The organism is Halomonas sp. HG01 (assembly GCF_000968715.2).
Classification (GTDB): Bacteria; Pseudomonadota; Gammaproteobacteria; order Pseudomonadales; family Halomonadaceae; genus Halomonas; species Halomonas halophila.
In genome coordinates, this window is the sequence record NZ_CP022134.1 from 3,050,933 (window position 1) to 3,075,669 (window position 24,737).

General features: G+C 69.9%; 19 protein-coding genes. 6 read left to right on the top strand and 13 right to left on the bottom strand.

Annotation, left to right across the window (positions count from 1 at the left end; translation table 11 throughout):
* Positions 1 to 248 precede the first annotated feature (248 nt).
* Both UN84_RS14475 and UN84_RS14480 read right to left on the bottom strand, forming a co-directional pair.
* Positions 249 to 1,514, bottom strand: a complete 1,266-nt coding sequence (locus tag UN84_RS14475; RefSeq protein ID WP_046078296.1) for an inorganic phosphate transporter — start codon at positions 1,512 to 1,514, stop codon at positions 249 to 251.
* 59 nt (positions 1,515 to 1,573) lie between these two features.
* Complete coding sequence (locus UN84_RS14480; RefSeq protein WP_035598343.1) at positions 1,574 to 2,254, bottom strand: TIGR00153 family protein; 681 nt, start codon at positions 2,252 to 2,254, stop codon at positions 1,574 to 1,576.
* A gap of 110 nt (positions 2,255 to 2,364) precedes the next feature.
* On the opposite strand from UN84_RS14480, the gene UN84_RS14485 reads away from it, so the two are divergent.
* Positions 2,365 to 3,231, top strand: a complete 867-nt coding sequence (locus UN84_RS14485) for a CYTH domain-containing protein (protein WP_046078297.1) — start codon at positions 2,365 to 2,367, stop codon at positions 3,229 to 3,231.
* A gap of 52 nt (positions 3,232 to 3,283) precedes the next feature.
* Complete coding sequence (locus UN84_RS14490; protein WP_046078298.1) at positions 3,284 to 4,213, top strand: ion transporter; 930 nt, start codon at positions 3,284 to 3,286, stop codon at positions 4,211 to 4,213.
* A 40-nt stretch (positions 4,214 to 4,253) separates the two neighbouring features.
* Here UN84_RS14490 and UN84_RS14495 read toward each other — a convergent pair whose 3' ends face one another.
* From UN84_RS14495 to UN84_RS14505, 3 genes are all read right to left on the bottom strand, one after another.
* Positions 4,254 to 5,030, bottom strand: coding sequence for a 5'-nucleotidase, lipoprotein e(P4) family (locus UN84_RS14495; protein ID WP_046078299.1), 777 nt, complete (start codon positions 5,028 to 5,030; stop codon positions 4,254 to 4,256).
* 233 nt (positions 5,031 to 5,263) lie between these two features.
* Entirely contained in the window at positions 5,264 to 5,887 is a 624-nt protein-coding gene (locus tag UN84_RS14500; protein WP_035598338.1) for an L-threonylcarbamoyladenylate synthase, read from the bottom strand.
* Between the two features lie 45 nt (positions 5,888 to 5,932).
* Positions 5,933 to 6,844, bottom strand: coding sequence for a PHP domain-containing protein (locus UN84_RS14505; RefSeq protein ID WP_046078300.1), 912 nt, complete (start codon positions 6,842 to 6,844; stop codon positions 5,933 to 5,935).
* A gap of 115 nt (positions 6,845 to 6,959) precedes the next feature.
* Between UN84_RS14505 and UN84_RS14510 the strand changes: the two genes are divergently transcribed.
* The gene (locus tag UN84_RS14510; protein WP_035598333.1) at positions 6,960 to 7,259 is read left to right on the top strand and encodes a YciI family protein; all 300 of its coding nucleotides are present in this window, start codon (positions 6,960 to 6,962) and stop codon (positions 7,257 to 7,259) included.
* A 226-nt stretch (positions 7,260 to 7,485) separates the two neighbouring features.
* Entirely contained in the window at positions 7,486 to 9,558 is a 2,073-nt protein-coding gene (gene mnmC, locus UN84_RS14515; protein WP_046078301.1) for a bifunctional tRNA (5-methylaminomethyl-2-thiouridine)(34)-methyltransferase MnmD/FAD-dependent 5-carboxymethylaminomethyl-2-thiouridine(34) oxidoreductase MnmC, read from the top strand.
* A 27-nt stretch (positions 9,559 to 9,585) separates the two neighbouring features.
* Here the strand turns inward: mnmC and UN84_RS14520 are convergent, their stop codons facing one another.
* Together UN84_RS14520 and UN84_RS14525 are read right to left on the bottom strand one after the other, a co-directional pair.
* Positions 9,586 to 11,136 (bottom strand): DHA2 family efflux MFS transporter permease subunit, encoded by a 1,551-nt coding sequence (locus UN84_RS14520; RefSeq protein WP_200880101.1) that lies wholly within the window; start codon positions 11,134 to 11,136, stop codon positions 9,586 to 9,588.
* Complete coding sequence (locus UN84_RS14525; RefSeq protein ID WP_052719299.1) at positions 11,133 to 12,323, bottom strand: HlyD family secretion protein; 1,191 nt, start codon at positions 12,321 to 12,323, stop codon at positions 11,133 to 11,135. The genes UN84_RS14520 and UN84_RS14525 overlap by 4 nt, the downstream gene beginning before the upstream one ends.
* A 125-nt stretch (positions 12,324 to 12,448) precedes the next feature.
* Here UN84_RS14525 and UN84_RS14530 point away from each other — a divergent pair, with 125 nt between their 5' ends.
* Positions 12,449 to 13,087, top strand: coding sequence for a TetR/AcrR family transcriptional regulator (locus UN84_RS14530; RefSeq protein ID WP_035598318.1), 639 nt, complete (start codon positions 12,449 to 12,451; stop codon positions 13,085 to 13,087).
* A gap of 4 nt (positions 13,088 to 13,091) precedes the next feature.
* On the opposite strand, the gene UN84_RS14535 is transcribed toward UN84_RS14530, so the two are convergent.
* A complete protein-coding gene (locus tag UN84_RS14535) occupies positions 13,092 to 13,811 on the bottom strand; it encodes a response regulator (RefSeq protein WP_046078302.1) in 720 nt (239 codons plus the stop codon).
* Positions 13,812 to 13,841: 30 nt separating this feature from the next.
* Complete coding sequence (locus UN84_RS14540; protein ID WP_046078303.1) at positions 13,842 to 15,479, bottom strand: ATP-binding protein; 1,638 nt, start codon at positions 15,477 to 15,479, stop codon at positions 13,842 to 13,844.
* Between the two features lie 270 nt (positions 15,480 to 15,749).
* Here UN84_RS14540 and UN84_RS14545 point away from each other — a divergent pair, with 270 nt between their 5' ends.
* The gene (locus tag UN84_RS14545; protein ID WP_046078304.1) at positions 15,750 to 17,063 is read left to right on the top strand and encodes a 2-hydroxycarboxylate transporter family protein; all 1,314 of its coding nucleotides are present in this window, start codon (positions 15,750 to 15,752) and stop codon (positions 17,061 to 17,063) included.
* Positions 17,064 to 17,135: 72 nt separating this feature from the next.
* On the opposite strand, the gene UN84_RS14550 is transcribed toward UN84_RS14545, so the two are convergent.
* The 4 genes from UN84_RS14550 to smc all read right to left on the bottom strand — a co-directional run bounded on the left by UN84_RS14550 (position 17,136) and on the right by smc (position 24,735).
* The gene (locus UN84_RS14550) at positions 17,136 to 17,408 is read right to left on the bottom strand and encodes a YheU family protein (RefSeq protein WP_046078305.1); all 273 of its coding nucleotides are present in this window, start codon (positions 17,406 to 17,408) and stop codon (positions 17,136 to 17,138) included.
* Positions 17,405 to 19,471: an NAD-dependent DNA ligase LigA gene (gene ligA, locus UN84_RS14555; protein WP_046078306.1), complete on the bottom strand. Its 2,067-nt coding sequence runs from the start codon at positions 19,469 to 19,471 to the stop codon at positions 17,405 to 17,407. The genes UN84_RS14550 and ligA overlap by 4 nt, the downstream gene beginning before the upstream one ends.
* A 130-nt stretch (positions 19,472 to 19,601) precedes the next feature.
* The gene (gene zipA / locus UN84_RS14560; RefSeq protein ID WP_046078307.1) at positions 19,602 to 21,014 is read right to left on the bottom strand and encodes a cell division protein ZipA; all 1,413 of its coding nucleotides are present in this window, start codon (positions 21,012 to 21,014) and stop codon (positions 19,602 to 19,604) included.
* Positions 21,015 to 21,240: 226 nt separating this feature from the next.
* Complete coding sequence (smc, locus tag UN84_RS14565; RefSeq protein WP_046078308.1) at positions 21,241 to 24,735, bottom strand: chromosome segregation protein SMC; 3,495 nt, start codon at positions 24,733 to 24,735, stop codon at positions 21,241 to 21,243.
* Positions 24,736 to 24,737: the final 2 nt, after the last annotated feature.

Sequence of the window (24,737 nt, forward strand, 5' to 3'; positions counted from 1 at the left end):
TGAGAGCCTTGACTATACCAGACGCAAAAAAACGGCGGCACCGGCAAGCTGCAAGCTGCAAGCTGCAAGCTGCAAGCTGCAAGCTGCAAGCTGCAAGCTGCAAGCTGCAAGCTGCAAGCTGCAAGCTTCAGCGTGAGATCGCCAGGAGCAAAAGAAAACCCCGAAGGCCTGACCTTCGGGGTTTCTTGTCGCTCGGCGCTTGTCGCTCGGCGCTTGTCGCTCGGCGCTTGTCGCTCGGCGCTTGTCGCTTAGCCGAACATGCCCTTGAACATGAAGAAAAACATGATCGCCAGGATGGCGCCGGCCGGCAGGGTGATCAGCCAGGACATCACGATGGTGCCGATCACGCGCAGGTTGAGCGCCGCCATGCCGCGGGCCAGGCCCACGCCCAGCACCGCGCCCACCAGGGTCTGGGTGGTGGAGATCGGCAGGCCGGTACCGGAGGCCAGCACCACGGTGGTGGCGGCCGCGAGCGTGGCGGCGAAACCGCGGCTCGGAGTCAGCTCGGTGATGCCGGTGCCGACGGTGACGATCACCTTGTGGCCGTAGGTCACCAGGCCGACGACGATGCCGCCGCCGCCGAGCACCAGCACCCACCACGGCACCAGCGCTTCCCCGCCAACCTGACCGCCGCTCTGCACGACGGTCATCACCGCGGCCAGCGGACCGACGGCATTGGCCACGTCGTTGGAGCCGTGGGCGAAGGCCATGGCACAGGCGGTGAACAGCATCAGCACGCCGAACACGCGCTCCACGCCGTCGTAGCCGAAGGCGTCGCCCTGGCGCTTCTCGGCGCCCACGCGGCGCTCGAGCAGGCCACCGAGCAGCATCACGCCGATGCCGATCACGATCGAATAGAGCAGGCTCTCACCGAAGCCGACCTCGAGGCCGACGTGCTTCAGCCCCTTGGTGAAGGTGACCATGGCGACGATGAAGCCGACCAGGAAGACGTACATCGGCACGTAGCGCTTGGCCGCCGCGAAGGGATCGCGGTTCTCGAAGATCAGGTGCTGGACCGACTTGAACAGCATGAAGGCGATGGTGCCGGACATCAGCGGCGAGACCACCCAGCTGGCGGCGATCTTGCCGACGCCACCCCAGTCCACGGTGGAGACGCCCAGGCCGGCGGCGCCGAAGCCCACGATGGCGCCGACGATGGAGTGGGTGGTGGAGACCGGCCAGCCCCGCATCGAGGCGATCAGCAGCCAGGTCGCGGCGGCCAGCAGCGAGGCCAGCATGCCGTAGACCAGCAGCTGCGGCTCATCCGCGAGCAGGGTCGGGTCGATGATGCCCTTGCGGATGGTGTTGGTGACCTCGCCCCCGGCCAGCCAGGCGCCGAGGAACTCGAAGATCACGGCGATGATGATCGCCTGCTTGATGGTGACGGCCTTGGAGCCGACGGAGGTGCCCATGGCATTGGCCACGTCGTTGGCACCGACACCCCAGGCCATGAAGAAACCGAAGGCACAGGCGAGGAGGATGAAGATGTCGCCGTATTGCGCGATGATCGACATAGGACGGAAACCTTGTATCGGGTCAGAAGGTGGCGGTTATCGCTGCGGGAGAGTCCCGCTCAGTTGGCCGTCATGATCTGAAGGCGGCTGCCGACGCGTTCGGCGCGATCGGACAGCTCACCGACCCAGTCGATGATCTTGTAGAGGAACATCACGTCCACCGGGGGCATCTCGCTCTCGAGGGCGAACAGCTGGCGACGGATGGCGACCTGCTGTTCGTCGGTCTTCTGTTCCAGGGTGTGCAGCTCGCGGATCAGCGTCTGCATCACGTCGGACACGTTGCGACCGAACCCGGATTCGAGCAGGTCCTTGAGCTCTTCCAGGGCGACGCGGGCCTGAGCGACACAGGACACCGAGGTACGGATGTAGTCGCGCATCGGTTGGGCGAGCTCGTCGGGCACCTGCATGCTGCGACCGAGCATGATCCCGGTGATGTCGCGCGCCTTGTTGGCGATCTGGTCCTGGACGCTGATCAGGTCCAGCAGATCGGAGCGCGACACCGGCAGGAACATGGTGTTGGGCAGATTGAGGCGCAGCTCGGTCTTGAGCTCGTCGGCCTCGTGCTCGAGTCGAGTGATCGACTCACGCTGTCGGGCGGCTTCCTGCCAGTCTCCCGTGAGTGTTGCCTCGAAGAACGGCGGCAGGGCTTCCGCGCAGTCGCTGACCTTGACGATATGAGCCAGCAGCGGCTGGAATGGCGAGCGACCGAACATCGCGGAGAAGGGATTGGATGTCACCATGGGGGCATCTGGGCACTTGGAAATGGCGGCGTCAGTATAGTGACTGCCCGGGCTGTCGTCATGAGAAAATCATCTAATCTTCACGAACATGAAACAAGGCGGCCTTTCCCATGGCAAAAGAGATCGAATTCAAGCTCGCCCTGGCCCCCGCGGGCCCGGAAGCGCTGCGCCGGCATCCCCGGCTCGCCGGCCTCGAACCGCGCACCACCCAGCTGGGCAACACCTACTTCGACACTCCTGACGGTCGGCTGGAGAGCGAACGCATGGCGCTGCGCCTGCGTCACGCCGATGGCCGGCTGCTGCAGACGCTGAAGACCAGCGGCCAGGGCAGCGGCGGCCTTTCCACCCGCGGCGAGTGGGAGTGGGAGGTGATGGGCCCGGGCCTCGACCTCGGCCGGCTGGCCGACCTCCCGCCGATCGAAGCCCTCGGTGAAGGCGTGCTGGGCGAGCTCAGGCCGCGCTTCGCCACCGACTTCGCCCGCGAGATCTGGTGGTGGGAACAGGACGGCACCGCCATCGAGATCGCCCTGGACCTCGGCGAGATCGAAAGCGACGCGCACAGCGTCCCGATCCGCGAGCTGGAGCTCGAACTCAAGGACGGCGATCCCGCCACCCTGATCGAGCTGGCCGAAGCCCTGGCCGAGCGCGTGCCGCTGCGCCCCTCGGACACCAGCAAGGCCGCCCGAGGCGCCGCCCTGCTCGCCGGACGCTGGACGCTGCCCGACGGCGGCTCGGCCCCCGCCTGGCTGCATCGCGCCGTGGTGGCCCTCGACGCCCACGCCGACACCGGCGACGCCGCCTTCCGTGAGGCTGCCCGCGAGGCCTTCCTGCAGCTGGCCGAACGGCACGCCGACGTCGAGCCGATGGCCCGCCGGCTGGCCGAGGCCCTGAGGCACGACGACTGGCTGAACGCCGACACCGGCCGGACGCTGCTCGCCCTGTCACGCCACCTGCCCGACGCGGTCGCGCTGGGCTGAACGCCCGGGCAGGGACGCCGCCCGTCACGGGTGAACAGCACGAGGGAACGCCGTGAATCACGATCGCTTCAAACCCGCCGCGGGCGACCTGCGCACCCGGGTCTTCCAGATCATCTTCGAGTCCGACACGCCGCTGGCCAAGGGCTTCGACATCGCGCTGATCGGTGCCATCCTGGCCAGCGTGCTGGTGGTGATGCTGGAGAGCGTGCCCCAACTGGAAGACGCCCATGGCGAGGGATTCCGGCTGTTCGAATGGGGCTTCACGCTGCTGTTCACCGCCGAGCTGGCGATCCGGCTCTACTGCCTGGAACGCCCCTGGCACTACCTCAAGAGCTTCTACGGCGTCATCGACCTGATCGCCATCCTGCCCACCTGGCTGGCACTGGTGGTGCCCGGCGCCCAGTCGCTGGTGGTGGTCCGCCTGCTGCGCACCCTGCGCATCTTCCGGGTGCTGAGGCTGATGGAGTTCGTCGGCGAAGGGCGGCTGCTGATCGGCGCCCTGGTGCGCAGCAGCCACCAGATCTTCCTGTTCCTGTTCACCGTGTTCATGCTGGTGACCATCTTCGCCTCGCTGATGTATCTGATCGAGCCCGCCGAGGCCGGCTTCACCAGCATTCCGACCGCCATCTACTGGGCCGTGGTGACCCTGACCACGGTGGGCTACGGCGACATCACCCCGGTGACGCCGCTGGGCCAGGCGATCTCGGTGATGGTGATGCTGATCGGCTACTCGATCATCGCCGTGCCTACCGGGGTGTTCTCCGCCGAGGTGATCCGCTCGATCCGCGCCGACCGCTACTCGGAAGAAGCCTGCCCCGGCTGCGGCCATGAACGCCACGAGAAGAACGCCCGCTACTGTCTCAAGTGCGGCACCTGGCTGGACGAGGAGACGCCCGACCCGCGCGAAGCCTCGAACGACCGATCCTCGAGCAACGAACCTTCAGACGACACGCCCACGGACGAAAAAACGCCCCGGGAGTGATCCCGAGGCGTCTCGCGGGCGCGTTCTCGAAGCGGTCGACTCACTCGGTCTCTAGCGGCGCGTCCCAGGCGTCCAGCTCGGCCTCGCTCCAGTCGCCATAACCGGCGTTGGGGAACACGATCCAGTCCTGGCCGAAACGCTCGGCGTTCTGCTCGACGAGAGCGTGCTGACCGGCGAGATCGGCATCGGCGAACGCGCCGGAGAAGTCGTGCAGCGAGTCCCCGAGCTGCATCACCAGGGTGTGACCCTCTTCCACCTTGGCGCGGCGCTCGGCCTTGGGCGGGCCCAGCAGCATGACGCTGTCCTCGGAGACCTGCGGCAGGTCCAGGGTCTCCAGGGTGGCGATGGTGTCGGCCTCGTTCTCCTGGTAGCGGTCGGAGACGTAGTAGATGGCCACGCCGTGCTCGTCGGCGTAGTCCAGGAAGGCCTTGGCGCCGGGGATCAGGCGCGGCTCGCCCTCCCGCTCCCAGTGCTTCCAGGTGTCCCAGGTGGTGTAGTCGTGACATTCGGCCATGTCACGAGCCAGCAGGGCGCTGTTGTCCAGCACCGTCTCGTCGAGGTCGGTGATGATGGCCGGTGCGACACCCTCACCCAGCGCCTCGAGCCGATCCTCCAGCCGATAGCGGGCGAGCGCGAAGCCCTGGCGCTGCAGCGCGGCGACCTCGGCCGACTGCTGCTGGTAACGCAGGCCCATCGCATAGGCGGCCTGGGCACAGACCATGGAATCGTCGGCGACGGCCGGCGCGGCCAGTGGCAGGGCCATGAGACCGGCCAGGGCGGCGACACCGCCGGCACGGCGGTAAGCGGACATCGGCATGGTGTTCTCCTTGTGATCGGCGCGCTCGGATACGACATCGACTCGCACCCGATTACGCCTTGTTATTGAAGAAAATCGATTCGATCATATTTTATTTTAATCGACTGTTCAAATAACACTGGAAGGCGCCACTGCCGCCCCGGCCCGAGCGCCGGCAGCCATAAAAAAACCGGCTCGACCAGAAGGCCGAGCCGGTACGAAAGCGGAAGAGAGGCTTGCTCTGTCCTGGAAGGTCAGTCCTGGAAGGGAGCGACGTCGCCGCGGCCCTCGCGTACCACGGTGGGCGGCAGCTCGCGCAGGTCGATCACGCTGGTCGGCTCCAGGTGGCAGGCGCCGCCGTCGATCACCAGCGACAGATGCGATCCGAAGCGATCGCGAATCTCCTCGGCATCCGTCATCGGCAGCTCCTCGCCCTCGGGGATCAGGGTCACGCTCATCAGCGGCTCGCCGAGAGTGTCGAGCAGCGCCCGGGTGATGTCATGGTCGGGCACCCGCACGCCGATCGAACGCCGCTTGGGATGCAGCAGCAGTCGCGGCACCTCGGTGGTGGCATTCAGGATGAAGGTATAGGGTCCCGGCGTGTGGGCCTTGAGCAGCCGGAACACGGCGTTGTCGACCTTGGCGTAGGTGCCGATCTCCGAAAGGTCGGAGCACACCAGGGTGAAGTTGTGCTTGTCGTCCAGCGAACGCAACCACTTGATGCGCTCGACGGCCTTCTTGTCGCCCAGGTGGCAGCCCAGGGCGTAGCCGGAATCGGTCGGGTAGGCGATCACGCCGCCCTTGCGGATGATCTCGACCGCCTGGTCGATGAGGCGCTTCTGCGGGTTGTCCGGATGGACCTGGAAGAACTGGCTCATGGGCGCTCCCTGTTCTTGTGAACGTCGGACGAGTGAAACGGCGAATCAGGCGGCGGTCGCCGCTCGGTCGATCCAGGCCGCCAGCCGAGGGTGGGTCCAGACCGGCGCCACCGAGGTGCGCGGCGTCGGGCTCATGCTGCCCGGGGCCAGGTGGCCGCCGGGAAAGTGGAAGTCGCTGCCCAGCGAGGCCATCAGGTCGCGCTCGTGAAGCTGGCGGGCCAGGTCGCGGGTGACGTCGGCGTTCTGGAAGCCGCTGATCAACTCGGCGGCGCGGCCGCCGGCCTCGCGGAAGTCGTCCAGCAGCAGGCCGCGCTTGCGCCGCGTCAGCTTGTGGCGCAGCGGATGCGCCAGCACCGCCACGCCGCCGGACTCGAGGATCCAGCGCACGCCCTCGGCCAGATGCGGCCACAGCGCCTTGATGTCGCCGGCCTTGCCGTTGCCCAGGTGCTTGGAAAACGCGGTGGACATGTCCGGCACCAGGCCCGCCGCGACCAGGGCCTTGGCGAAGTCCGGCCGGCCCAGTGGGCGGTCGGAGCCGGCCTGCTCGCGGGCCCGGGCCAGGGCGTCGTCGAGGCCGATCTTCTCCATGCGCTCGGCGATGGTCACCGCCCGCCGCTCCCGGGCCTCGGCCTGGGCGACGAGCCCGTCGGCCAGCGCGCCGCTGGCGCCCTCGGGCAGCAGCCCCACCACGTGCAGGTTGATGCCGCGCCACTGGGTCGAGAGCTCGGTGGCCGGCAGCACGGCCAGCCCCGCGTCCGCGCCGGCACTCACCGCCTCCTCCACGCCGGCCACGGTATCGTGGTCGCTCAGGGCGATATGGGTGAGGCCGCGCTCGACGCACAGCGCCACCAGATCGGTGGGCGACAGGGCGCCGTCCGAGGCAGTGGAATGCATGTGCAGATCGATGGTGAGGGCATCGCTTCCCTCGAAGCGCGCGGGAAGTGCGGGGTTCGGCATGACGCGGGCAGGTGTCTTTGACAGAATAGACACCCATGGTGCTCGCCCGACCCACCCTGGTCAACCGAGCCACTCGCTCCCGCGGCGCGAGCCGCTCAGCCGAGGATATTCCGAGATGCTCTACGCCATCATCAGTGAAGATGTGAACGACAGCCTGGAACGGCGCCTGGCCGCCCGCCCCGATCATCTGGCTCGCCTCGAGCAGCTGCGCGACGAGGGCCGCCTGGTGCTGGCCGGTCCCCATCCCGCCGTGGACAGCGAAGACCCGGGCGAAGCCGGCTTCAGCGGCAGCCTGGTGGTCGCCGAGTTCGACGACCTGGAAAGCGCCCAGGCCTGGGCCGACGCCGATCCCTACATCATCGCCGGTGTCTACGCCCAGGTGACGGTGAAGCCCTTCAAGAAAGCCCTGCCCTAGGCCGAACCGCCTTCTCCACGAAGCGAGCCGGCGGCAGCTGTCGCCGGCTCGCTTTTTGCGTCCCTCGAAAACGGCCGCGAAGCTACTTGTCAACAAGGGTTTTCCCCACAGTTCCTGTGGATAACATTGTTGAAACGCCGCGGAGTCCTGGCGCCAGCCCGGTCGCAAAGGCGCCGCGGCGAAATCGATCATTTTTTGACCAGCCGATTCACGTCCGGAGCCGATCTTGACCGCCGCCCCCGATCATCTGCCGCCGCTGGCCGGCCTGGAGAGCGCCCGCCTCGACTGGCGCCAGGACGACAGCGGCGAAAGCGCCCCCCACTCCAGCGCCTTCGACGACGTCTATTTCTCGCGCCACGACGGCCGCGCCGAGACCGAACACGTGTTCCTCGCCGCCAACCGCCTGCCCGAGCGCTTCCGCGACTGGCAGGCGCCGCGCCCCTTCGTCATCGGCGAGACCGGCTTCGGCACCGGACTCAACATGCTCTGCGCCTGGGCCTGCTTCGACGCTCACGCCCCGGCCGGCGCCCGGCTGCACCTGGTCTCCACCGAGAAGTTTCCGCTCGCCCGCGACGACCTGGCCCGGGCGCTGGCGGCCTGGCCGGACCTGGCCGAGCGTGCCGCCGCGCTGGTGGCCCAATGGCCGGAGCCGGTGGCCGGCGTGCATCGCCTGTGGCTCGACGAGCGCGTGACCCTGGACCTGCACTTCGGCGACACCACCGAGCGCCTGGCGCTGCTCGACGGCGCCGTGGACGCCTGGTTCCTCGACGGCTTCGCGCCCTCCAAGAATCCCGAGATGTGGCACGACGCGCTGTTCGCCGCCATGGCCGCACGCTCGCGCCCGGGCGCCACCTTCGCCACCTTCACCTGCGCCGGGGTGGTCAAGCGCGGCCTCAGGGCCGCCGGCTTCGCCTGGCGCAAGGTGCCGGGCTTCGGCCGCAAGCGCGAGATGCTGGCCGGCGAGATCGAGACGCCCCCGGCGGACGAACGCCGCCGGTCCACGCCCTGGTTCACACCTCCCGCGGTACAAACAGCCCGCCGCGTGGCGGTGATCGGCGCCGGTCTGGCCGGCACCACCGTGGCCGCCGCCCTGGCCCGTCGCGGCGTGGCGGTGACGCTGATCGACCGCGACGAGCCCGGCGCCGGCGCCTCCGGCAACGCCCAGGGCGCGCTCTACGTGAAGCTCGCCGCCGACACCAACCCGCAGAGCCGCACCTACCTGGCCGGGCTGCTGTATGCCCGTCGCTGGCTCGAGGCGCTGGACCCGGAGCAGACGCTGTGGTCGCCCGGCGGCGTGCTGCAGATGGCCACCGGCGAACGCGAGGTGCGCCGCCAGGCCCGCTTCCTCACCAACCATCCGCTGCCGGCGAGCGTGGTGCGCGGCGTCGACGCCGAGGAAGCCGCCCGGCTCGCCGGACTCGACCTGCCCCTCGGCGGGCTCGGCTTGTCCCACGGCGGGCTCGACTACCCACTGGCCGGCTGGGTGCGTCCGGATGCGCTGTGCCGCCGGCTGGCGGCGAGCGGCGGAGTGAGCGCTTACCTGGGCGAGGTGCGCGAGCTCTCGCCTATCGCGGGGGAAAACGAGGAAGGCGGCTGGCGGCTGACGCTGTCAGGCGGCGACGACGCCAACCACGAAGTCGACACGCTCGAGGTCGATCAGGTGGTGATCGCCGCGGCCAGCGCCTCCAACGGCTTCGCCCAGACCGCCGCCCTGCCCCTGCAGCCGGTGCGCGGGCAGATCTCGCGGCTGACGCTGCCGCAAGGCGCGCCCGCACCGGCGCGGGTGGTGTGCGCCGGTGGCTACGTCATGCCGCCGATCGACGGCACCCTGACCTTCGGCGCCAGCTTCGCCCCCAACGACGCCGACGCGACGACCCGCGAGGCCGATCACGCCTTCAACCTCGCGGAGCTCGAGCGCACCCTGCCCGGCTACGCCGCCGCACTGGCCGAGGCCGGCGCCGATCTCTCGCCGGAAGCGCTGGACGGGCGCGCCGCGGTGCGCGCCGCCAGCCCCGACAAGTCGCCCTATGCCGGCCCGGTGCCCGACGCCGAGGCCTGGCGTCACGACTATGCCGCCATGGCCAAGGACGCCACCCTGATCCCGGCGACGCCCGGCCGCCATCACCCGGGGCTGTGGATCAGCGCCGCCCACGGCTCCCGCGGACTCTCCAGCGCGCCGCTGTGCGCCGAGCTGATCGCTTCACGCATCTGCGACGAGCCGCTGCCGCTGGAGGCGCCGCTGGCCGACCATCTGCATCCCGGGCGGCGCGTGATCCGCGATCTGATTCGTGGTCGGTGAGCACTCACCTCCGTTGCGGGCACGGCCTCACGCCTCGATCCGCCGCAGCAGGAACACCAGCGGCACGCTAAGCAGGTAGATCGCACCCATCCACAGGAAGATGTCGTTGAAGGCCAGCACCTGGGCCTGCTCCATCACCCGCCGCGACAGCATGCCGAGGGCCGCCTGGTGGGCGTCGGGCACCGAGCCCGCGAGCATCGCCTCGTAGCGGGCGATCTCGGCGACCACCACCTCGCGACCGGTGTCGATGGCCGGGATCAGCTGGTTCCAGTGAAAGTCCTCGCGCACGTCGCGTACGGTGTCGATCAGCGCCAGCCCGATGGCGCCGCCGAGGTTGCGCATCACGTTGAACAGCCCGCTGGCGTTGCCCACTTCGGCGGGCGGCAGGGTGCCGAGCGCGATGCGCGAGGCCGGGATGATGCACAGGATCAGCCCCATGCCGCGCACCACCTGGGGCAGGAAGAACTGCCAGAAGCCGGACTCCACGGTCAGGTTGGCGTTCATCATGGTGCCGATGCCGACCAGCAGCAGGCCGAGGAACAGCAGCCCGCGCAGGTCGAGGTGGTTGGAGAGCTGACCGGCCACCGGCGCGCACAGGAACATCGTCAGCCCGGTGACGAACATCACCTGGCCGATCTGCAGGCTCGAGAAGTGGCGCACGTAGCCGAAGAACAGCGGCATCAGGTAGACCAGCCCGTAGAGCGCGATGCCGAGGATGAAGCCCATGCCGGCGCCGATGGCGAAGTTGCGGTTGGCGAAGGCACGCAGGTCGACGATCGGATGGTCGTGGCGCAGCGTGCGGGCGAAGAACCACACCCCGGCCGCGGCGCAGATCAGCGACATGGCCAGGATCAGGTCGCTGGCCCACCAGTCGTCACCCGGCCCCTCCTCGAGCACGAACTCCAGCGAGCCCAGAAACACCGCGATCAGCACCAGGCCGATCAGGTCCAGGCGCTTGGCCAGGGCGTGGTTGGCGCGGTCGATGTCGAGGAAGGTCCAGGCCGCCCAGCACACCAGCACGCCGGGCACCACGTTGGCCAAAAACAGCCAGTGCCAGCTCAGCGACTCGGTGACGAAGCCGCCCACCGTGGGTCCGACCGAGGGCGCCATGGTCACCACCATGCCGATCACCGCCTGCACGCTGCCCATCACCCGGCGCGGGAAGATCGAGAAGCTCACCGCCTGGGTGATCGGGATCATCGCCCCGCCGGCGAAGCCCTGGATGGCGCGCAGCACGATCAGCTGCTCGATGGAGCCGGCCAGCGCGCAGCCGAGGCTCGCCAGGGTGAAGCCGGCGCAGGAGAGCGTGAAGGCGACCCGGGTCGAGAGAATGCGCATCAGCAGGCCCGACAGCGGGATCATCACGATCTCGGCGATCAGGTAGGACGTCTGCACCCAGGAGATCTGGTCCTCGCTGGCCGAGAGCCCCGACTGGATCTCGTTGAGCGAGCTGGCGACGATCTGGATGTCGAGGATTGCCATGAACATGCCGAACACCGCAGCGATGAAGCCGATCCGCTGCGGCCAGGGCGGCATGTCATCGGGGCGCGCTTCGGCGCCGGCCGCCACCTCGCTCACGAGCCGCTCCCGGCCTCGGCCACCTCGCTGGCATCGGCGACGCGCGGTTCGCGTTCAGTCCCCCGGGCAGGCTCGGGATCGAGATCGCGGGTATCGACGCCGGGCACCGCCGAGAGGCCGGCGCGCAGCCGCGGCAGCGCGTCCTCGGGGCCGACGACGCGAATCTTCACCGGCACCCGCTGGACGATCTTGTTGAAGTTGCCGGTGGCGTTGTCCTGGGGCAGCAGGCTGAACTCGGTGCCGGTGGCCGGCGCCAGGCTGTCGACCACGCCCTCGAAGGTCACGTCGGGATAGGCGTCGAGGCTCACCTCGACCGGCTGGCCGACGCGCATCCGCTCGAGCTGGGTCTCCTTGAAGTTGGCGATCACGTAGGCCGACTCGATCGGCACCAGCTGCATCAGCGTCAGCGATGGCTGCGCCAGGGTGCCGGCCTCCACGGTGAGGTTGCCGACCACGCCGGTACGGGGCGCGCGCAGGCGGGTCTTGTCGAGCTGATGGCGGGCATAGGCGAGATCCGCGGCCGCGGCGTCGCGGTTGGCCTCGGCCTGGCCGACCTCGGATTCCGCCACCGCCAGCTGGCGACGCGCCGACACCAGCGCCGCCTCGCTCTCGGCGAGATTGGCCCGGGCGACACGCAGCGCGGCCTGGTCGTCCTCGCGCTGCTGACGGGAGCCGTACTGGCTGGCCGCCAGCGACGAGGAGCGCTCGAGGTGCTGGCGGGCCTGGTCGACGTCGGCCTGGGCCGCGTCGCGCTGTGCCCGGGTCTGATCGATGGCGGCCTGCTGCAGTGCCACCCGACGACGCGCCTGGGTCAGCGACGCCACCGCCACGGCCTGCTGGGCCTCGGCCTGCTGCACCCGATCCCGATGGCTCTCGTCGTCCAGGCGCACCAGCAGATCGCCCCGCTCGACGTGCTGGTTGTCGTCCACCAGCACCTCGGCGACCCGCGCCGAGAGCTCGGCACGCACCGCCACGCTGTCGGTGCGCACATAGGCGTTGTCGGTCTCCTCGACGAAGCGCCCGACCTGCCACCAGCCGATCGCCCACCAGATCAGCGCCGCCAGCGCGACGAGCGTCACCAGCCCGGCCACGACCCGCCCCCGCGAGCGGCGTGCGCCACCGCCCTCGCTGCCGCCCTCGCCGACTGTCTCGCCGGCGTTCGCGACCTGCTTGTCCTCGGCTGCCATGACGTCTCCTGATCGGTGGGCAAATCACAAGTGTAATGAATGCTACACTACATGACCACCAGCGCCGCGCATCACGGCTGCGATACAATGCGCCCGTCTCTCCGCCACTCGTCCCAGGAGTCACGATGTCCCGCCACGCTCCCGACAGCGCCGACACCCCCCTCACGCCACGCGGCGTGGCCCGCCGCGAACGGCTGCTCGACGCCGCCCGCGACGTCTTCCTCGAGCAGGGCTATGCGGCGGCCAGCGTCAACGAGGTGGTGGCGCGGGCCGGCGGCTCGCTGGCCACGCTGTACAAGCAGTTCGGCAACAAGGAGGGGCTGTTCACCGCGGCCATGGAGCGCCACATCGCCACCGCCTGGGAGGTGCTGGAGGCCGGTCAGCGCGACCGTCAGGCCCCGGAAGAGGTGCTGTTCGAGCTCGGACGACGCATGCTGGCGCTGGTGCTGCAGCCGGGCGTGATCCGCCTGGTGCGGGGGCTGGCCTTCGAGGCCGAACGGGTGCCCGAGCTCGGCGAGCTGTTCCTGACCCGCGGCCCCGACCGCACCCGGGCGGCGCTGGCCGACTATCTCGCCGACCAGGCCGCGCGCGGCCGCCTGACCCTCGAGGACCCGCGCGAGGCGGCCGGCCTGTTCATGGGCATGCTGCTCGGCGAGTGGCACTTCGACGCCCTGCTCGGCCGGCCGATGGAATGGGACGCGGCGCAGTGCGAGGCCCGCGCGCGCCGCTGCACGGAGGTCTTCCTGAGCGGGACCTCGGCCTGAGCCGTCAGGCCGAGGTGGCCAGCGCCTGCAGCGCGCCCCGGTCGAGGCAGCGATAGGTGAAGGAGGGGCGGCCCACCTGGCCGTAGTGGAAGGACTCGTCGAGCAGCTCGACCTCGGCCAGATACTTCAGGTACTTGCGCACCGAGACCCGCGACATGGCGGTGGCGGGCAGCAGCGCCTCGGTGCCGAAGGCCTCGTCGTCCAGGGCCAGGATCGCCGCGGCCACCCGGGCCAGGGTCGGCAGGGTCAGGCCCTTGGGCAGGTCGCCCGGGCGGCGCGGGCTGGCCGGCGCGGTGGGCTGGAACAGCCGGTCGATGTCGCGCTGGGCCACTTCGCCCGGCAGCTCGTCCAGGGCGTCGCGGGCCCGGCGGCAGGCCAGCACGGCGTCGCGGAAGCGCTCGAAGGCGAACGGCTTGACCAGGTAGTCGCTGACGCCCAGCCGCCACGCCTCGCGCACCGTGTCGAGCTCCGAGGCGGCGGTGATCAGCACCACGCCCACGTCGCGGCCGCTGCGCTGGAGGTAGCGCGCCACCTCCAGCCCGCTGCGGTTGCGCAGATAGACGTCGAGCAGCACCAGGTCGACGTCTTCGCGCTCGAGCACCTCCAGCGCCGCCGGCACGCTTTCGCACTGGGCGACCAGCCGCATGTCGTCCAGCCGATTGAGATACTCGACGTTGAGGCGCATGACCATGGGGTCATCCTCGACGATCAGTACGCGCATCATGTTTCTCCTCGTCGCCCTCGGGCAGGGTTCTCAAACGTCATCGTCGGTATCCGGCGCGCGGGGCAGCTCGACCTCGAACAGGGTGCCCCTGCCCGCCTCGCAGTAGACCGCCACGCGGCCGCCGCAGGCGTCGATCCGCTCGCGCACCGCGGCGAGCCCCAGGCCGCGCCGCTCGCCCTTGGTGGACACGCCGGCCTCGAACAGCCGCTCGCGGATGCTCGGGTCGATGCCGCCGCCGGTGTCCTGCACCTGCAGCAGCAGCAGCGCCGCGTCCGCCTCCACGGTCAACATCACCCGCCGCTCGTCGCGTCCCTCGACCGCATCGAAGGCGTTCTCCAGCAGGTTGCCGAGCACCGTGACCAGGACGTGGACCAGCGTCGCCTCGCCGAGCTCGGGCATCGGCGTCTCGAGACGTACCTCGAATTCCACCCCGCGCTCCCGGGCCTCGCTGCGCTTGCCGAGCAGGAAGCCGGCCAGCACCGGATCGGCCACGCCTTCCACCACGGCCATGCCCGGCGCCAGGCGATGGTCGGCCAGCTCGTCCAGGTAGCCGCGCAGGCTATCGAGATCGCCCATCTGCGCCAAGCCCGACATGACGTGGCGCTGGTTCTTGAACTCGTGAGTGGCGGCGCGCAGCGCCTCGGCGTAGCGGCTGACCCCGGTGAGCTGCTCGGCCAGGGCGTTGACCTCGCTCTTGTCGCGGAAGGTGGCGATGGCACCGATCGTCCGCCCGCGATGGCGGATCGGCCGCCGGTTGGCGAGCACCACCCGGCCGTCGAGGTTGAGATCGATCTCGCGATCGAGCTCGCGCCCCCCCTCACCGCCTTCGCCGCCGCTCAGCAGCTCGGGGAGGCCGCTGTGCGGCAGACAGTCGGCCACCGCCGTTCCCACCGCCGGCTCCCCCAGCCCGGCCTCGGCCAGCATCCGGCGGGCAGCCGGATTGACCAGGGTGACACGCGCCTGGCGATCCACCGCCAGGATGCCCTCGTGGACCGAGGCCAGCATCGCCTGGCGCTCCTCGACCAGCCGCGCGATCTGGTGCGGCTCGAGGCCCAGCAGCACGCGCTTGATGGCCTGGGCCAGCCCCCGGGCGCCCAGCCCGCCGACGATCATCAGCACCAGCACGCCGAGCATCACGTCACGCCGGTTGTCGGCCAGCAGCGGGGCCAGCGATGACAGGGTGACGCCCACCGAGACCGCGCCGACCACCTCGCCGTCGCCGGCCGTCACCGGGGCGAAGCCGCGGATGCTGGTCCCCAGGGTGCCCTCGGCCCGGGAGTGATAGGTCTCGCCGGCCAGCGCACGACCCTCGTCCCCGCCCTGGAAGTGCCGGCCGATGCGCTCGGGGTCCGGGTGGGTCAGGCGGATCGCACCGGCATCCATCACCACGATGAAGTCGACGCCGAGCGCGCGCCTCAGGCCGTCGATGCGTGCCTGGAGGGCGCCATCGTCGACGGGCGCCTCGATGCGTCCCTGGAGCGCCGCCTGCACCTCCGGATCGGCGGCGAGCGTCTGCGCCAGATCGGTGACCCGCGTGGCCTGATCCTCCTCCAGGGTCGCGCGCAGCTGGGCGGTGAACAGCCACAGCGCCAGACCCAGCGAGAGCACCACCATCACCGCGACCAGCAGCGAGATCCAGGTGTTCAGACGCAGGCGAGGACGGGGCATGGGGAGACTCCGGTGGGTGCGATCGTAGGGGATTGTCGGCCGGAATTCGACCTTGGTGGCATTCCCCACATGGTGACGGTGTGCCGTCAAGAACGCCGATATTTTCAATAGTTTCAGAACGCTTTAACAACTTGCGCAATCTTGGCGCCAGAGATGGCGGGCCTATGCTCGTCGCCAGCCCTGCGCCCTGGCGGCCAAGCCGCCAGGGCGAGTTTCGAACAACGATGTCCCGCGCGACTCGCGCGAGGCCGATCCCCAAGGAGCGCTCCCATGAGTCGATCTCTGACGGATACCGTCGCGACGCCGTCCGTGGCCCCCCGCGCCTGGCTCGCCCAGCGTATCTTCGGCATGCCGCTGCCGTTCTTCGCCCTCGCCCTGGCGGTAATGGTGGTAGCGATCGCCACCGACAGCCTGCCCACCGGCATGATCGGCGCCCTGCTGGTGATGATGCTGCTCGGCGAGCTGATGGGCTTCATCGGCGACCGCCTGCCGGTGGTCAAGACCTACCTCGGCGGCGGCGCCATCCTGGCGATCTTCGGCGCCGCCGCCGTGGTCTATCTGGAGTGGCTGCCCGCCCCGGTGGTCGACAACGTCACCGACTTCATGAAGGGCGGCGGCTTCCTCAACTTCTACATCGCCGCGCTGATCACCGGCAGCATCCTCGGCATGGACGCCAAGGTGCTGATCAAGGTCGGCTCGCGCTACGCGCTGCCGCTGTGCTGCGCGGTGCTCGGCGCCTCGCTGTTCGCCGTGGCCATGGGCGCGCTGCTCGGCTTCTCCGCCCAGGACGCGGTGGTCGTCATCGCCATGCCGATCCTCGGCGGCGGCATGGGCGCCGGCGCGGTGCCGATGAGCCAGATCTACGAGCAGCTGCTGGGCCAGCCGGCCAGCTACTACATCTCGATCCTGGTGCCGGCCCTGGCGCTGGGCAACGTCTTCGCGATCATCATCGCCGGCCTGCTCAACGGCCTCGGCAAGCGCTTCCCGGGACTGACCGGCGACGGCCAGATGATGCCCGGCGTCGACGTCGAGGAACCCGAGCATACCCTGGACCTGGGCAAGCTGGGCGTGGGCGTCGTCGCCGCCCTGATGCTGTTCACCGCCGGCCAGATCCTCGGCACCCTCGTCCCGCTGCACCCCTACGCGCTGATGATCGTGCTGGTCGCGGCCCTCAAGGTGCTCGACGTGCTGCCGGCATCGGTCACCGAATCCGCCGCCCAGTGGTTCCAGTTCGTCGCCCGCAACTGGACCTTCGCCCTGCTGTTCGGCATCGGCATCGCCTACACCGACCTCGGCCAGGTGATCGACGCCATTTCGCTGACCTACGTGCTGATCGTGTTCGCCGTGGTCGCCGGGGCGGCCTTCGGCGCTGGCCTGGTCGGCAAGCTGGTGGGCTTCTACCCCATCGAGTCGGCGATCACCGCCGGCCTGTGCATGGCCAACATGGGCGGCACCGGCGACGTGGCGGTGCTGTCCGCGGCGCGCCGCATGTCGCTGATGCCCTTCGCGCAGATCTCCTCGCGGCTGGGCGGCGCCCTGATCCTGCTGATCTCCAGCGTGGTCGTGCCGCTGCTGTTCGCCTGAGGCGAGCCTGCCAGCGACGCAAACGGCGCCCTTCGGGGCGCCGTTTGTGTTTCGAGCACTCGACTCGCGGGATCAACCTTCCTCTTCGTCGTCGGCCAGATCCCGCCCGAAGGCCCGCCACTGGGCCAGGGTCATCACCTCGGTGGTCTCGGTGCGCAGGTCATGGGCGATGATCAGCTCGCCGCACTCCAGCTGGCGGCGCAGCTCGCCGACCCAGCCGCTCATGCCCTCGCCGGTGTCGGTGGTGTCGTAGCCCTGGCGCGTGACGAAGGCTTCCAGCAGGCCGTCCAGGGTCTCCCCCGGCAGCATGCGATAGGGCACTTCGACGAAACGGTCTCCGCTCATGCGTCGTTCTCCTGCATGTCCTGTGGTGTCTGGCCGCTTTCCCAGCTCGACAGGCGCTCGATGAAGGTCGCCTCGTCGATCACCTCGACGCCGAGCTGCTCGGCCTTGGTCAGCTTGCTGCCGGCGGCCTCGCCGGCCACCAGGCAGGCGGTCTTCTTCGACACGCTGCCGGAGACCTTGGCCCCCAGCGCCTGCAGACGCGCCTTGCCCTGGTCGCGGGTCATGGCCTCCATGGTGCCGGTGAGCACCCAGGTCTGGCCCTCCAGCGGCGTGGGGCCGGCCTCGACCTCGGCCTCTTCCCAGCGCAGCCCGGCATCCAGCAGCGCCTGGATCGTCTCGCGGTTGTGCGGCTGCTGGAAGAAGGTGTGCACGTGGGCGGCGACGATGGGGCCGACGTCGTCGACCGCTTCCAGCGCCTCGCGCCCGGCCGCCATCAGCGCCTCGAGGGTGCCGAAGTGGCGCGCCAGGTTGGCGGCGGTGGCCTCGCCCACCTCGCGGATGCCGAGCGCGTAGATGAAGCGCGAAAGCGTGGTCGCCTTGGCCTTCTCCAGCGCCGCGACCAGATTGTTCGCGGATTTATCGCCCATGCGCGGCAGCGTGGCGAGACGCTCGGCCTCGAGGGCGAACAGGTCCGCCGGCGTCTTCACCCAGTCGCGCTCCACCAGCCCGTCGATCAGCTTCTCGCCGAGGCCTTCGATGTCCAGCGCCCGGCGGCTGGCGAAGTGCTTGAGCGCCTCCTTGCGCTGGGCGGCGCAGTAGAGCCCGCCCGAGCAGCGTGCCACGGCCTCGTCCTCGAGGCGCTCGATCTGCGAGTCGCACACCGGGCAGCGCTCGGGGAAGACGATCTCGCGGGCGTCCTCGGGGCGCTCGTCGAGCTGAACGCGCACCACCTGGGGAATGACGTCGCCGGCCCGGCGCACGGCCACGGTGTCGCCGATCATCACCCCGAGGCGCGCGATCTCGTCGGCGTTGTGCAGGGTCGCGTTGGACACCGTGACGCCGGCCACCGAGACCGGCTCCAGACGCGCCACCGGGGTGATGGCGCCGGTGCGGCCGACCTGGAACTCGACGTCGTTGAGCCGCGTGATCTGCTCCTGGGCGGGAAACTTGAAGGCGATCGCCCAGCGCGGCGCCCGGGCCACGAAGCCCAGCTCGCGCTGCAGGCGCAGGTCGTCGACCTTGATCACCGCACCGTCGATGTCGTAACCGAGGCCGTCGCGCTTCTCGCCGAGGCGGCGGCAGTAGTCGACGATGCCCGCCGCGCCTTCCACCACCTCGAGCTCGGCGCTGGTGCGGAAACCGAGCCCGGTGAGGCGTGCCATCAGCTGGCTATGGCTGGCATCGCCGGCGTCCGGCTCGATGCGCGCCACCTGGTAGGCGCTGAACTCCAGCGGGCGGGTGGCGGTGACGCGCGGATCGAGCTGGCGCAGGCTGCCGGCGGCGGCGTTGCGCGGGTTGGCGAAGACCTTGGTGTCCTCGGCGCGCGCCTTCTCGTTCATGGCCTCGAACTCGGCGTGGCGCATGGTGACCTCGCCGCGCACCTCGAGCAGCTCGGGCCCGCCCTCGCCGCGCAGCTTCAGCGGGATCGACTTCAGGGTCCGCAGGTTGGAGGTAATGCCCTCGCCGGTGCGGCCGTCGCCCCGGGTCACGCCGGCGGAAAGCTCGCCGTTCTCGTAGACCAGCGACACGGCGGCGCCGTCGAGCTTGGGCTCGCAGCAGAAGGCCACACTGTCGGGGTCGGTCTCCAGGCGATCGGCGACCCGCTTGGCGAAGGCCGAAAGCTCGTCCTCGTCGAAGGCGTTGTCCAGCGACAGCATCGGCACCGCGTGCGGGATCTCGGGAAAGCCTGCCGCAGGCGCGGCACCGACCCGTTGGGTCGGCGAGTCGGGCGTCACCAGCGCGGGATGCTCGGCCTCGATCTCCTGCAGGCGACGCAGCCGACGATCGTAGTCGGCGTCGGTCATGCGCGGCTCGTCGAGCACGTAGTAGCGGTAGTTGGCGTCCTCGAGCTCGGCGCGCAGACGCGCCGCCTCGTCCTGAATCGCGGGGTCGGGCTGGGTCATGGGAATGTCTGGTTCTCGATCGATAGCGAGGGCCTCGTCGCGCGAGGCCGGGTGGCGCTAGCTTACCAAAGCAACGCCCCCCGACGGGATACCGTCGGGGGGCGTCTGGACGCCGTATGGCAGGCGAGCGTCAGTTGACCTGACGATGCAGGCGATGGCGCCGCTCGAACTCCTGCACCCGCTGACGGGCGAACTCGACGGTCTGGGCGGTCATCACGCTCAGGTTCTCGTCCTTCAGCTCGCCGCCGAGGTGGCGGACGATGACCATGGCGGTCTCGACCATGGCCTCGAAGGCCGCCGAGGTATCGGTGGCGCTCGGCAACGGCATCAGCAGGGTGACGCCCGGCGTGGAGAACTCGTCCATGGCCTCGAGGGGGAAGGTGCCCGGCTTGACCACGTTGACCATCGAGAACTGCAGCGCGCTGCCCGGTTCCTCGGTCTCGAAGCGGTGGAAGATGTTCATGTCGCGGCCGTAGCGCAGGCCGCAGGCCATCATCAGCTCGAGCAGGGTGCTGCCGGCGAAGCCGCCCTCTTCACGGGCCATCACGCTGATCACGATCAGCTCCTCGGCCCCGCCGAGGGCGTCGCGGGCATGCTCGTCCTGAACGCCGTGACGCAGCGCCTTCTCGAGCACCGGATGCGAGCGCACCACGTCATCTCGCGGCGCCTCTGCTTCGGCAAAGGCCTCGGGGGCCGCCTCGTGGCGGGGGGCGAACAGCGGGTCGTTGTCGTCGGCCGCGGCCTGGCGACGCTCGGCCTCCAGGGCCTCCGCCTCGCGCTGGCGGCGGGCCGCCTCATCGGCTTCCTGCTGCTGGCGAGCGGCCTGTTCACGACGCGCCTGCTCGGCCTTTTCGGCTTTCTCGGCCTTTTCCGCCTTCTCCTGCTCGCGACGCGCCTTCTTCTGGTCGCGACGCTCGGCGATGCCCTTCTGCAGGGAGGCACCGAAGCGCTGGACCGAGGAACCGACACGCCTGGAGCCGTTCTTCAGCGAATCGCCCACGCCTTCCAGGTCGACCAGACGGTAGTGCTCCTCGTCGTAGCCGTCGTGATCGGCCGGATCGGCGACCAGCGGCTCGGCGGCCGGCGGCTGCCGACCGGCGTCCTCCTGGGCGGGCTCGCGACGCTCGGCCTCGGCACTCGCCGCCGGTGCGGCCCGTTCGGCCGGCTCGGGCCGGCGCGAAGCGGACACCGCCTCCGTCGCCCCGGTCTGAGGCGCCTCGCCCTGCTGACGGCGGAATTCCGACAACACCCGGGACGGGCCGGGGTGGTCCTGTCGCTCGAGCTTGGGCTTGGCCTTCACGCCCTGCTCTTCCGCAGGCCTGACGACGCGCGCCCCTCCGTTGGGCAATTCCCAGTTGAGTTCCGCCTCACGAGCCGCCTCGTCGGGGTCTTGTTCTTCGCCCCCCGCGGGGCTCGGGGCGTCGTGTCCGGCCTGGTCAAGGCGCGGCACGCTGCGCTGGCGCTGCAGGCGACGCACGCCATCGATGACGATCAGCGTCACCAGTGCCAGTCCCAGTATGATCAGCCACTCTCTAAGTTCCATGGGTCGTCATGCCTTTTTGCTAAGGCGCCATGCCTGATGGTTTCCGTGAACAGCATAGCGCGATTGCCCAAAAAAGGACCAATAATTTTGATTGTCAAGCTGGCCTTTTTGTGGCCGCACTTGCCTCGGTCCTGTGCAATCGCCCTTCAAGAATCCCTTCGTCACCATGTGGTGCTATCTCGCTTTTGTTCCTTGTTAACCCGTTTGCCCATGGCGTTCAAGTCCATCACGCCTCGGCCAGGGCCGCTGCCTCATCGACCCCCACCGCCACCAGACGTGATACCCCGGGTTCCTGCATGGTCACCCCCATCAATCGTTCGGAGGCTTCCATCGCGATCTTGTTGTGGGTGATGTAGATGAACTGCACCGAGTCCGACATCTCCTTCACCAGCTTGGCATAGCGACCGACATTGGCATCATCGAGCGGGGCATCGACCTCGTCGAGCATGCAGAAAGGTGCCGGGTTGAGCTGGAAGATCGCGAATACCATGGACAACGCGGTCAGCGCCTTTTCTCCCCCGGAGAGCAGATGAATGGTGCTGTTCTTCTTGCCGGGGGGGCGCGCCATGATGGCCACCCCGGTCTCCAGCAAATCGTCGCCGGTCAGCGTCAACCATGCGGTCCCGCCACCGAAGACCTTGGGGAAAAGCGTCTGCAGGCCGACGTTGACCCGCTCGAAGGTGTCGCGGAAGCGGGTGCGGGTTTCCTGGTCGATGCGACGGATCGCCCGGTCGAGGGTCTCCAGCGCCTCGCTGAGTTCGCGATGCTGCGCCTCCAGGTAGTCGCGCCGCTCGGCCTGCTGGTCGTACTCCTCGATGGCCGCCAGGTTGATGGCGCCCAGCCGGCGGATGCGCTCGCCGACCTCCTCGAGGCGGGTCTGCCAGGCCGATTCGGTGGCGTTGGGGTCGAGCCCCTCGGCCAGGCCGTCGGCGTCGTGGCCCAGCTCCTTGAGCTGCTCGTCCTGGGTGTCGGCCTTGAGCGCCAGCGCCTGGACCTGCATGCGCGCTTCCTGCAGCCGCTCGCGGATGCCTTCGAGCTGACGCTCGTGGCCCTGGCGGGACTGCTCGTCCTCGCGCAGCCGCTCCACCAGCTCGGCGGCCCGTGAGCGCGCCGCGTTGAGCTCGCGCTCCTCGCGCTCGCGGCGATGCAGCAGCTCCTCGAGGCGCTCGCGACGCTCTTCGTCGGGCTCGTGGAGCCCCTCGCGGGCCTCCTCGAGTTCGGCACAGCGCAGCTCGAGGCGCTCCCTGGCCTCGCCGGCGCGGCCCTGCTGCTCGGCCAGGCCGGCACGCTCGGTGGTCAGCCGCTGATGCTCCAGCGCCAGCCGCTGGGACTGCTCGGCCAGCGGCCGCTGCTGGCTGCGCAGCTGGGTCAGCCGCTCGCGGGCCTCCTGACGCGCCCGCTCCAGGCGCTCGCGGGTCTCGGCGCCGCGCTCCAGGCGCTCCATGGCCGCCTGCCAGTGCTCGCGGGTCTCCTCGATGGCCAGGCGGGTCTCCTCGGCGGACTCGGCCAGGCCTTCGAGCTCCTCGGCGAGTTCGCCGGCCCGCCCCTGGAGATGCTCGAGCCGACTGGCGAGGCCGCTGTCCTGCACCGCCAGCTGCTGACGCTGCTGCTCGAGGTCGCGCTCCTCGAGGCGCACCGCCTCGAGGCTCTCCTCGGCCTTTTCCACGCGCTCGCCGGCCTCGGCCAGGCGTGTTTCCTGGGCCTCGAGGCGTTCTTCCACGGCGGCGAGCGCCTCGCGCACCTCCGCCTCGCGGCGGCGGCTGACCAGCAGCGCATCCGGGCCCTCGTCACGGCCGCGGTGGCGCGCCCAGCCGTCACCGACCCACAGCCCGCAGGCGGTGATCAGGCTCTCGCCGGGGGCCAGGCCATCACGCTCGGCCCAGGCCTGCTCGCGGCTGTCCACGCAGCGCACCCCGGCGAGCCAGCGGGCCGCGGCACCGGCACCGCTGACCCGCGCGGCCAGGCTGCCGGCCGGGGCCTCTCGTTCGGCGTCCTCGAGCAGCCCCAGCTCCGGGGCCAGCTCGGGGGACAGCACGCTGCCACCCTCGGACAGCGGGGCGAGCCGGGCGCGTAGCCAGGGCGCCAGCACCCAGGACACGACGTCCTCCCAGCCGCTCTCGACCTCGAGACGTTCGCCGAGGCGCGGGGCCTCGCCGAGCCCGTGGCCGCGCAAGTGCGCGTCGAGGGTCTCGTCGTGATCGGCCAGGGCGGCCTGGATCAGCGCGTCGAGCGAGGCCAGCTCGCCTTGCAGGGTGCTGCGCCGCTGGCGGTCGGTCTCGCGGTCGACCTCGGCCTCGCGCACCGCCTCCCGGGCCGTGTCGCGCTCGGCCTGCCAGCGCTCGCGCTGCTCCTCGCGCCCGGCCAGGCGTTCCTCGAGCTCGGCCAGCCGCTCGGCGACCTCGGCGCGCTGGGCTTCGAGGCCGGCGATATCGGGCAGTTCCTCGCGCTGCTGGCGGCGCTTGCGGGCGTCGCCCTCGAGGCGCTCCAGCGTCGCCTCCTGTTCGCGCAGGCGGTCCTGGGCGCGCTCGGCCTCGCGGCTGTCGGCCTGCCAGGTCTCGCCGAAGGCCTCCCAGTCGGCGTCGGCCTGTTCGGCCAGGGGCTCGGCCTCCTCGAGGGCGGCCTCCAGCTCGGCCAGGCGTTCGGCGACCTCCTCCTGCTCGGGGCCCAGGGTCTCCAGGCGCTCGTCGAGGCGCAGCAGGCGCTCGCCATCGTCCTCGCCGAGGCGGTCGAGGTCGGCGAGCTCGCGACGGGCGGCCTCGAGGTCCTGGGCCAGCTGCTGGTCCCGGGAGCGGGTGTGTTCCAGGTCCTGCTCGAGCCGCGCGATGGCGGTGGTCGTCTCGTGGAAGCGGTTCTGGTAGCCCTCGAGCTCGGAGGCCAGGCGGTCGTGCTCGGCGCGGGCCTCCTCGAGGCGCGTCTCGCACTGGCGCAGACCCAGCACCTCGCGCTCCACCGAGGTCTCGAGCTCGCGCACGCGGCTCTCCTCCTCGCCCTGGCTGGCGCGCAGGGCGCGGCCGCGCAGCAGCGCCAGCTCGCCCTTGAGCCGGTACTCCTCCTGCTTGAGGGTCTGATAGCGGCGCGCCGCATCGGCCTGGCGCTTGAGGCGCTCGAGCTGCTTGTCGAGCTCCTCGCGGATGTCCTCCAGGCGCTCCAGGTTCTCCTGGGTGCGGCGCATGCGGTTCTCGGTCTCGCGGCGGCGCTCCTTGTACTTGGAGATGCCGGCGGCTTCCTCGAGGGTGGCGCGCAGTTCCTCGGGGCGCGACTCGATCAGCCGCGAGATCATGCCCTGGCCGATGATGGCGTAGGAGCGCGGCCCCAGGCCGGTGCCGAGGAACAGGTCGGAGATGTCCCGGCGGCGGCATTTCTGGCCGTTGAAGAAGTAGGTGGACTGCCCCTCGCGGGTGACCTGGCGCTTGACCGAGATCTCCGCGTACTGGGCGTAGGGGCCGCCCATGGTGCCGTCGCGGTTGTCGAACAGCAGCTCGATGGAGGCCTGGCCCACCGGCTTGCGCCCGGTGGAGCCGTTGAAGATGACGTCGGTCATCGACTCGCCGCGCAGGGTCTTGGCGGAGGATTCCCCCATGACCCAGCGCACGGCGTCGATGATGTTGGACTTGCCACAGCCGTTGGGCCCGACGACGGCGGTCATGTTGCCGTCGAAGGGCACGGTGATGGGGTCGACGAACGACTTGAAGCCCACCAGGCGTATCGACTTCAGTCGCATGC

Bases quoted from the DNA above. Each gene is read 5' to 3' on its own strand.
- UN84_RS14475 (WP_046078296.1), bottom strand. From the start codon at position 1,514: ATGTCGATCATCGCGCAATACGGCGACATCTTCATCCTCCTCGCCTGT.
- UN84_RS14480 (WP_035598343.1), bottom strand. From the start codon at position 2,254: ATGGTGACATCCAATCCCTTCTCCGCGATGTTCGGTCGCTCGCCATTC.
- UN84_RS14485 (WP_046078297.1), top strand. From the start codon at position 2,365: ATGGCAAAAGAGATCGAATTCAAGCTCGCCCTGGCCCCCGCGGGCCCG.
- UN84_RS14495 (WP_046078299.1), bottom strand. From the start codon at position 5,030: ATGCCGATGTCCGCTTACCGCCGTGCCGGCGGTGTCGCCGCCCTGGCC.
- UN84_RS14500 (WP_035598338.1), bottom strand. From the start codon at position 5,887: ATGAGCCAGTTCTTCCAGGTCCATCCGGACAACCCGCAGAAGCGCCTC.
- UN84_RS14505 (WP_046078300.1), bottom strand. From the start codon at position 6,844: ATGCCGAACCCCGCACTTCCCGCGCGCTTCGAGGGAAGCGATGCCCTC.
- UN84_RS14510 (WP_035598333.1), top strand. From the start codon at position 6,960: ATGCTCTACGCCATCATCAGTGAAGATGTGAACGACAGCCTGGAACGG.
- UN84_RS14525 (WP_052719299.1), bottom strand. From the start codon at position 12,323: ATGGCAGCCGAGGACAAGCAGGTCGCGAACGCCGGCGAGACAGTCGGC.
- UN84_RS14530 (WP_035598318.1), top strand. From the start codon at position 12,449: ATGTCCCGCCACGCTCCCGACAGCGCCGACACCCCCCTCACGCCACGC.
- UN84_RS14535 (WP_046078302.1), bottom strand. From the start codon at position 13,811: ATGATGCGCGTACTGATCGTCGAGGATGACCCCATGGTCATGCGCCTC.
- UN84_RS14540 (WP_046078303.1), bottom strand. From the start codon at position 15,479: ATGCCCCGTCCTCGCCTGCGTCTGAACACCTGGATCTCGCTGCTGGTC.
- UN84_RS14545 (WP_046078304.1), top strand. From the start codon at position 15,750: ATGAGTCGATCTCTGACGGATACCGTCGCGACGCCGTCCGTGGCCCCC.
- UN84_RS14550 (WP_046078305.1), bottom strand. From the start codon at position 17,408: ATGAGCGGAGACCGTTTCGTCGAAGTGCCCTATCGCATGCTGCCGGGG.
- ligA (WP_046078306.1), bottom strand. From the start codon at position 19,471: ATGACCCAGCCCGACCCCGCGATTCAGGACGAGGCGGCGCGTCTGCGC.
- zipA (WP_046078307.1), bottom strand. From the start codon at position 21,014: ATGGAACTTAGAGAGTGGCTGATCATACTGGGACTGGCACTGGTGACG.
- smc (WP_046078308.1), bottom strand. From the start codon at position 24,735: ATGCGACTGAAGTCGATACGCCTGGTGGGCTTCAAGTCGTTCGTCGAC.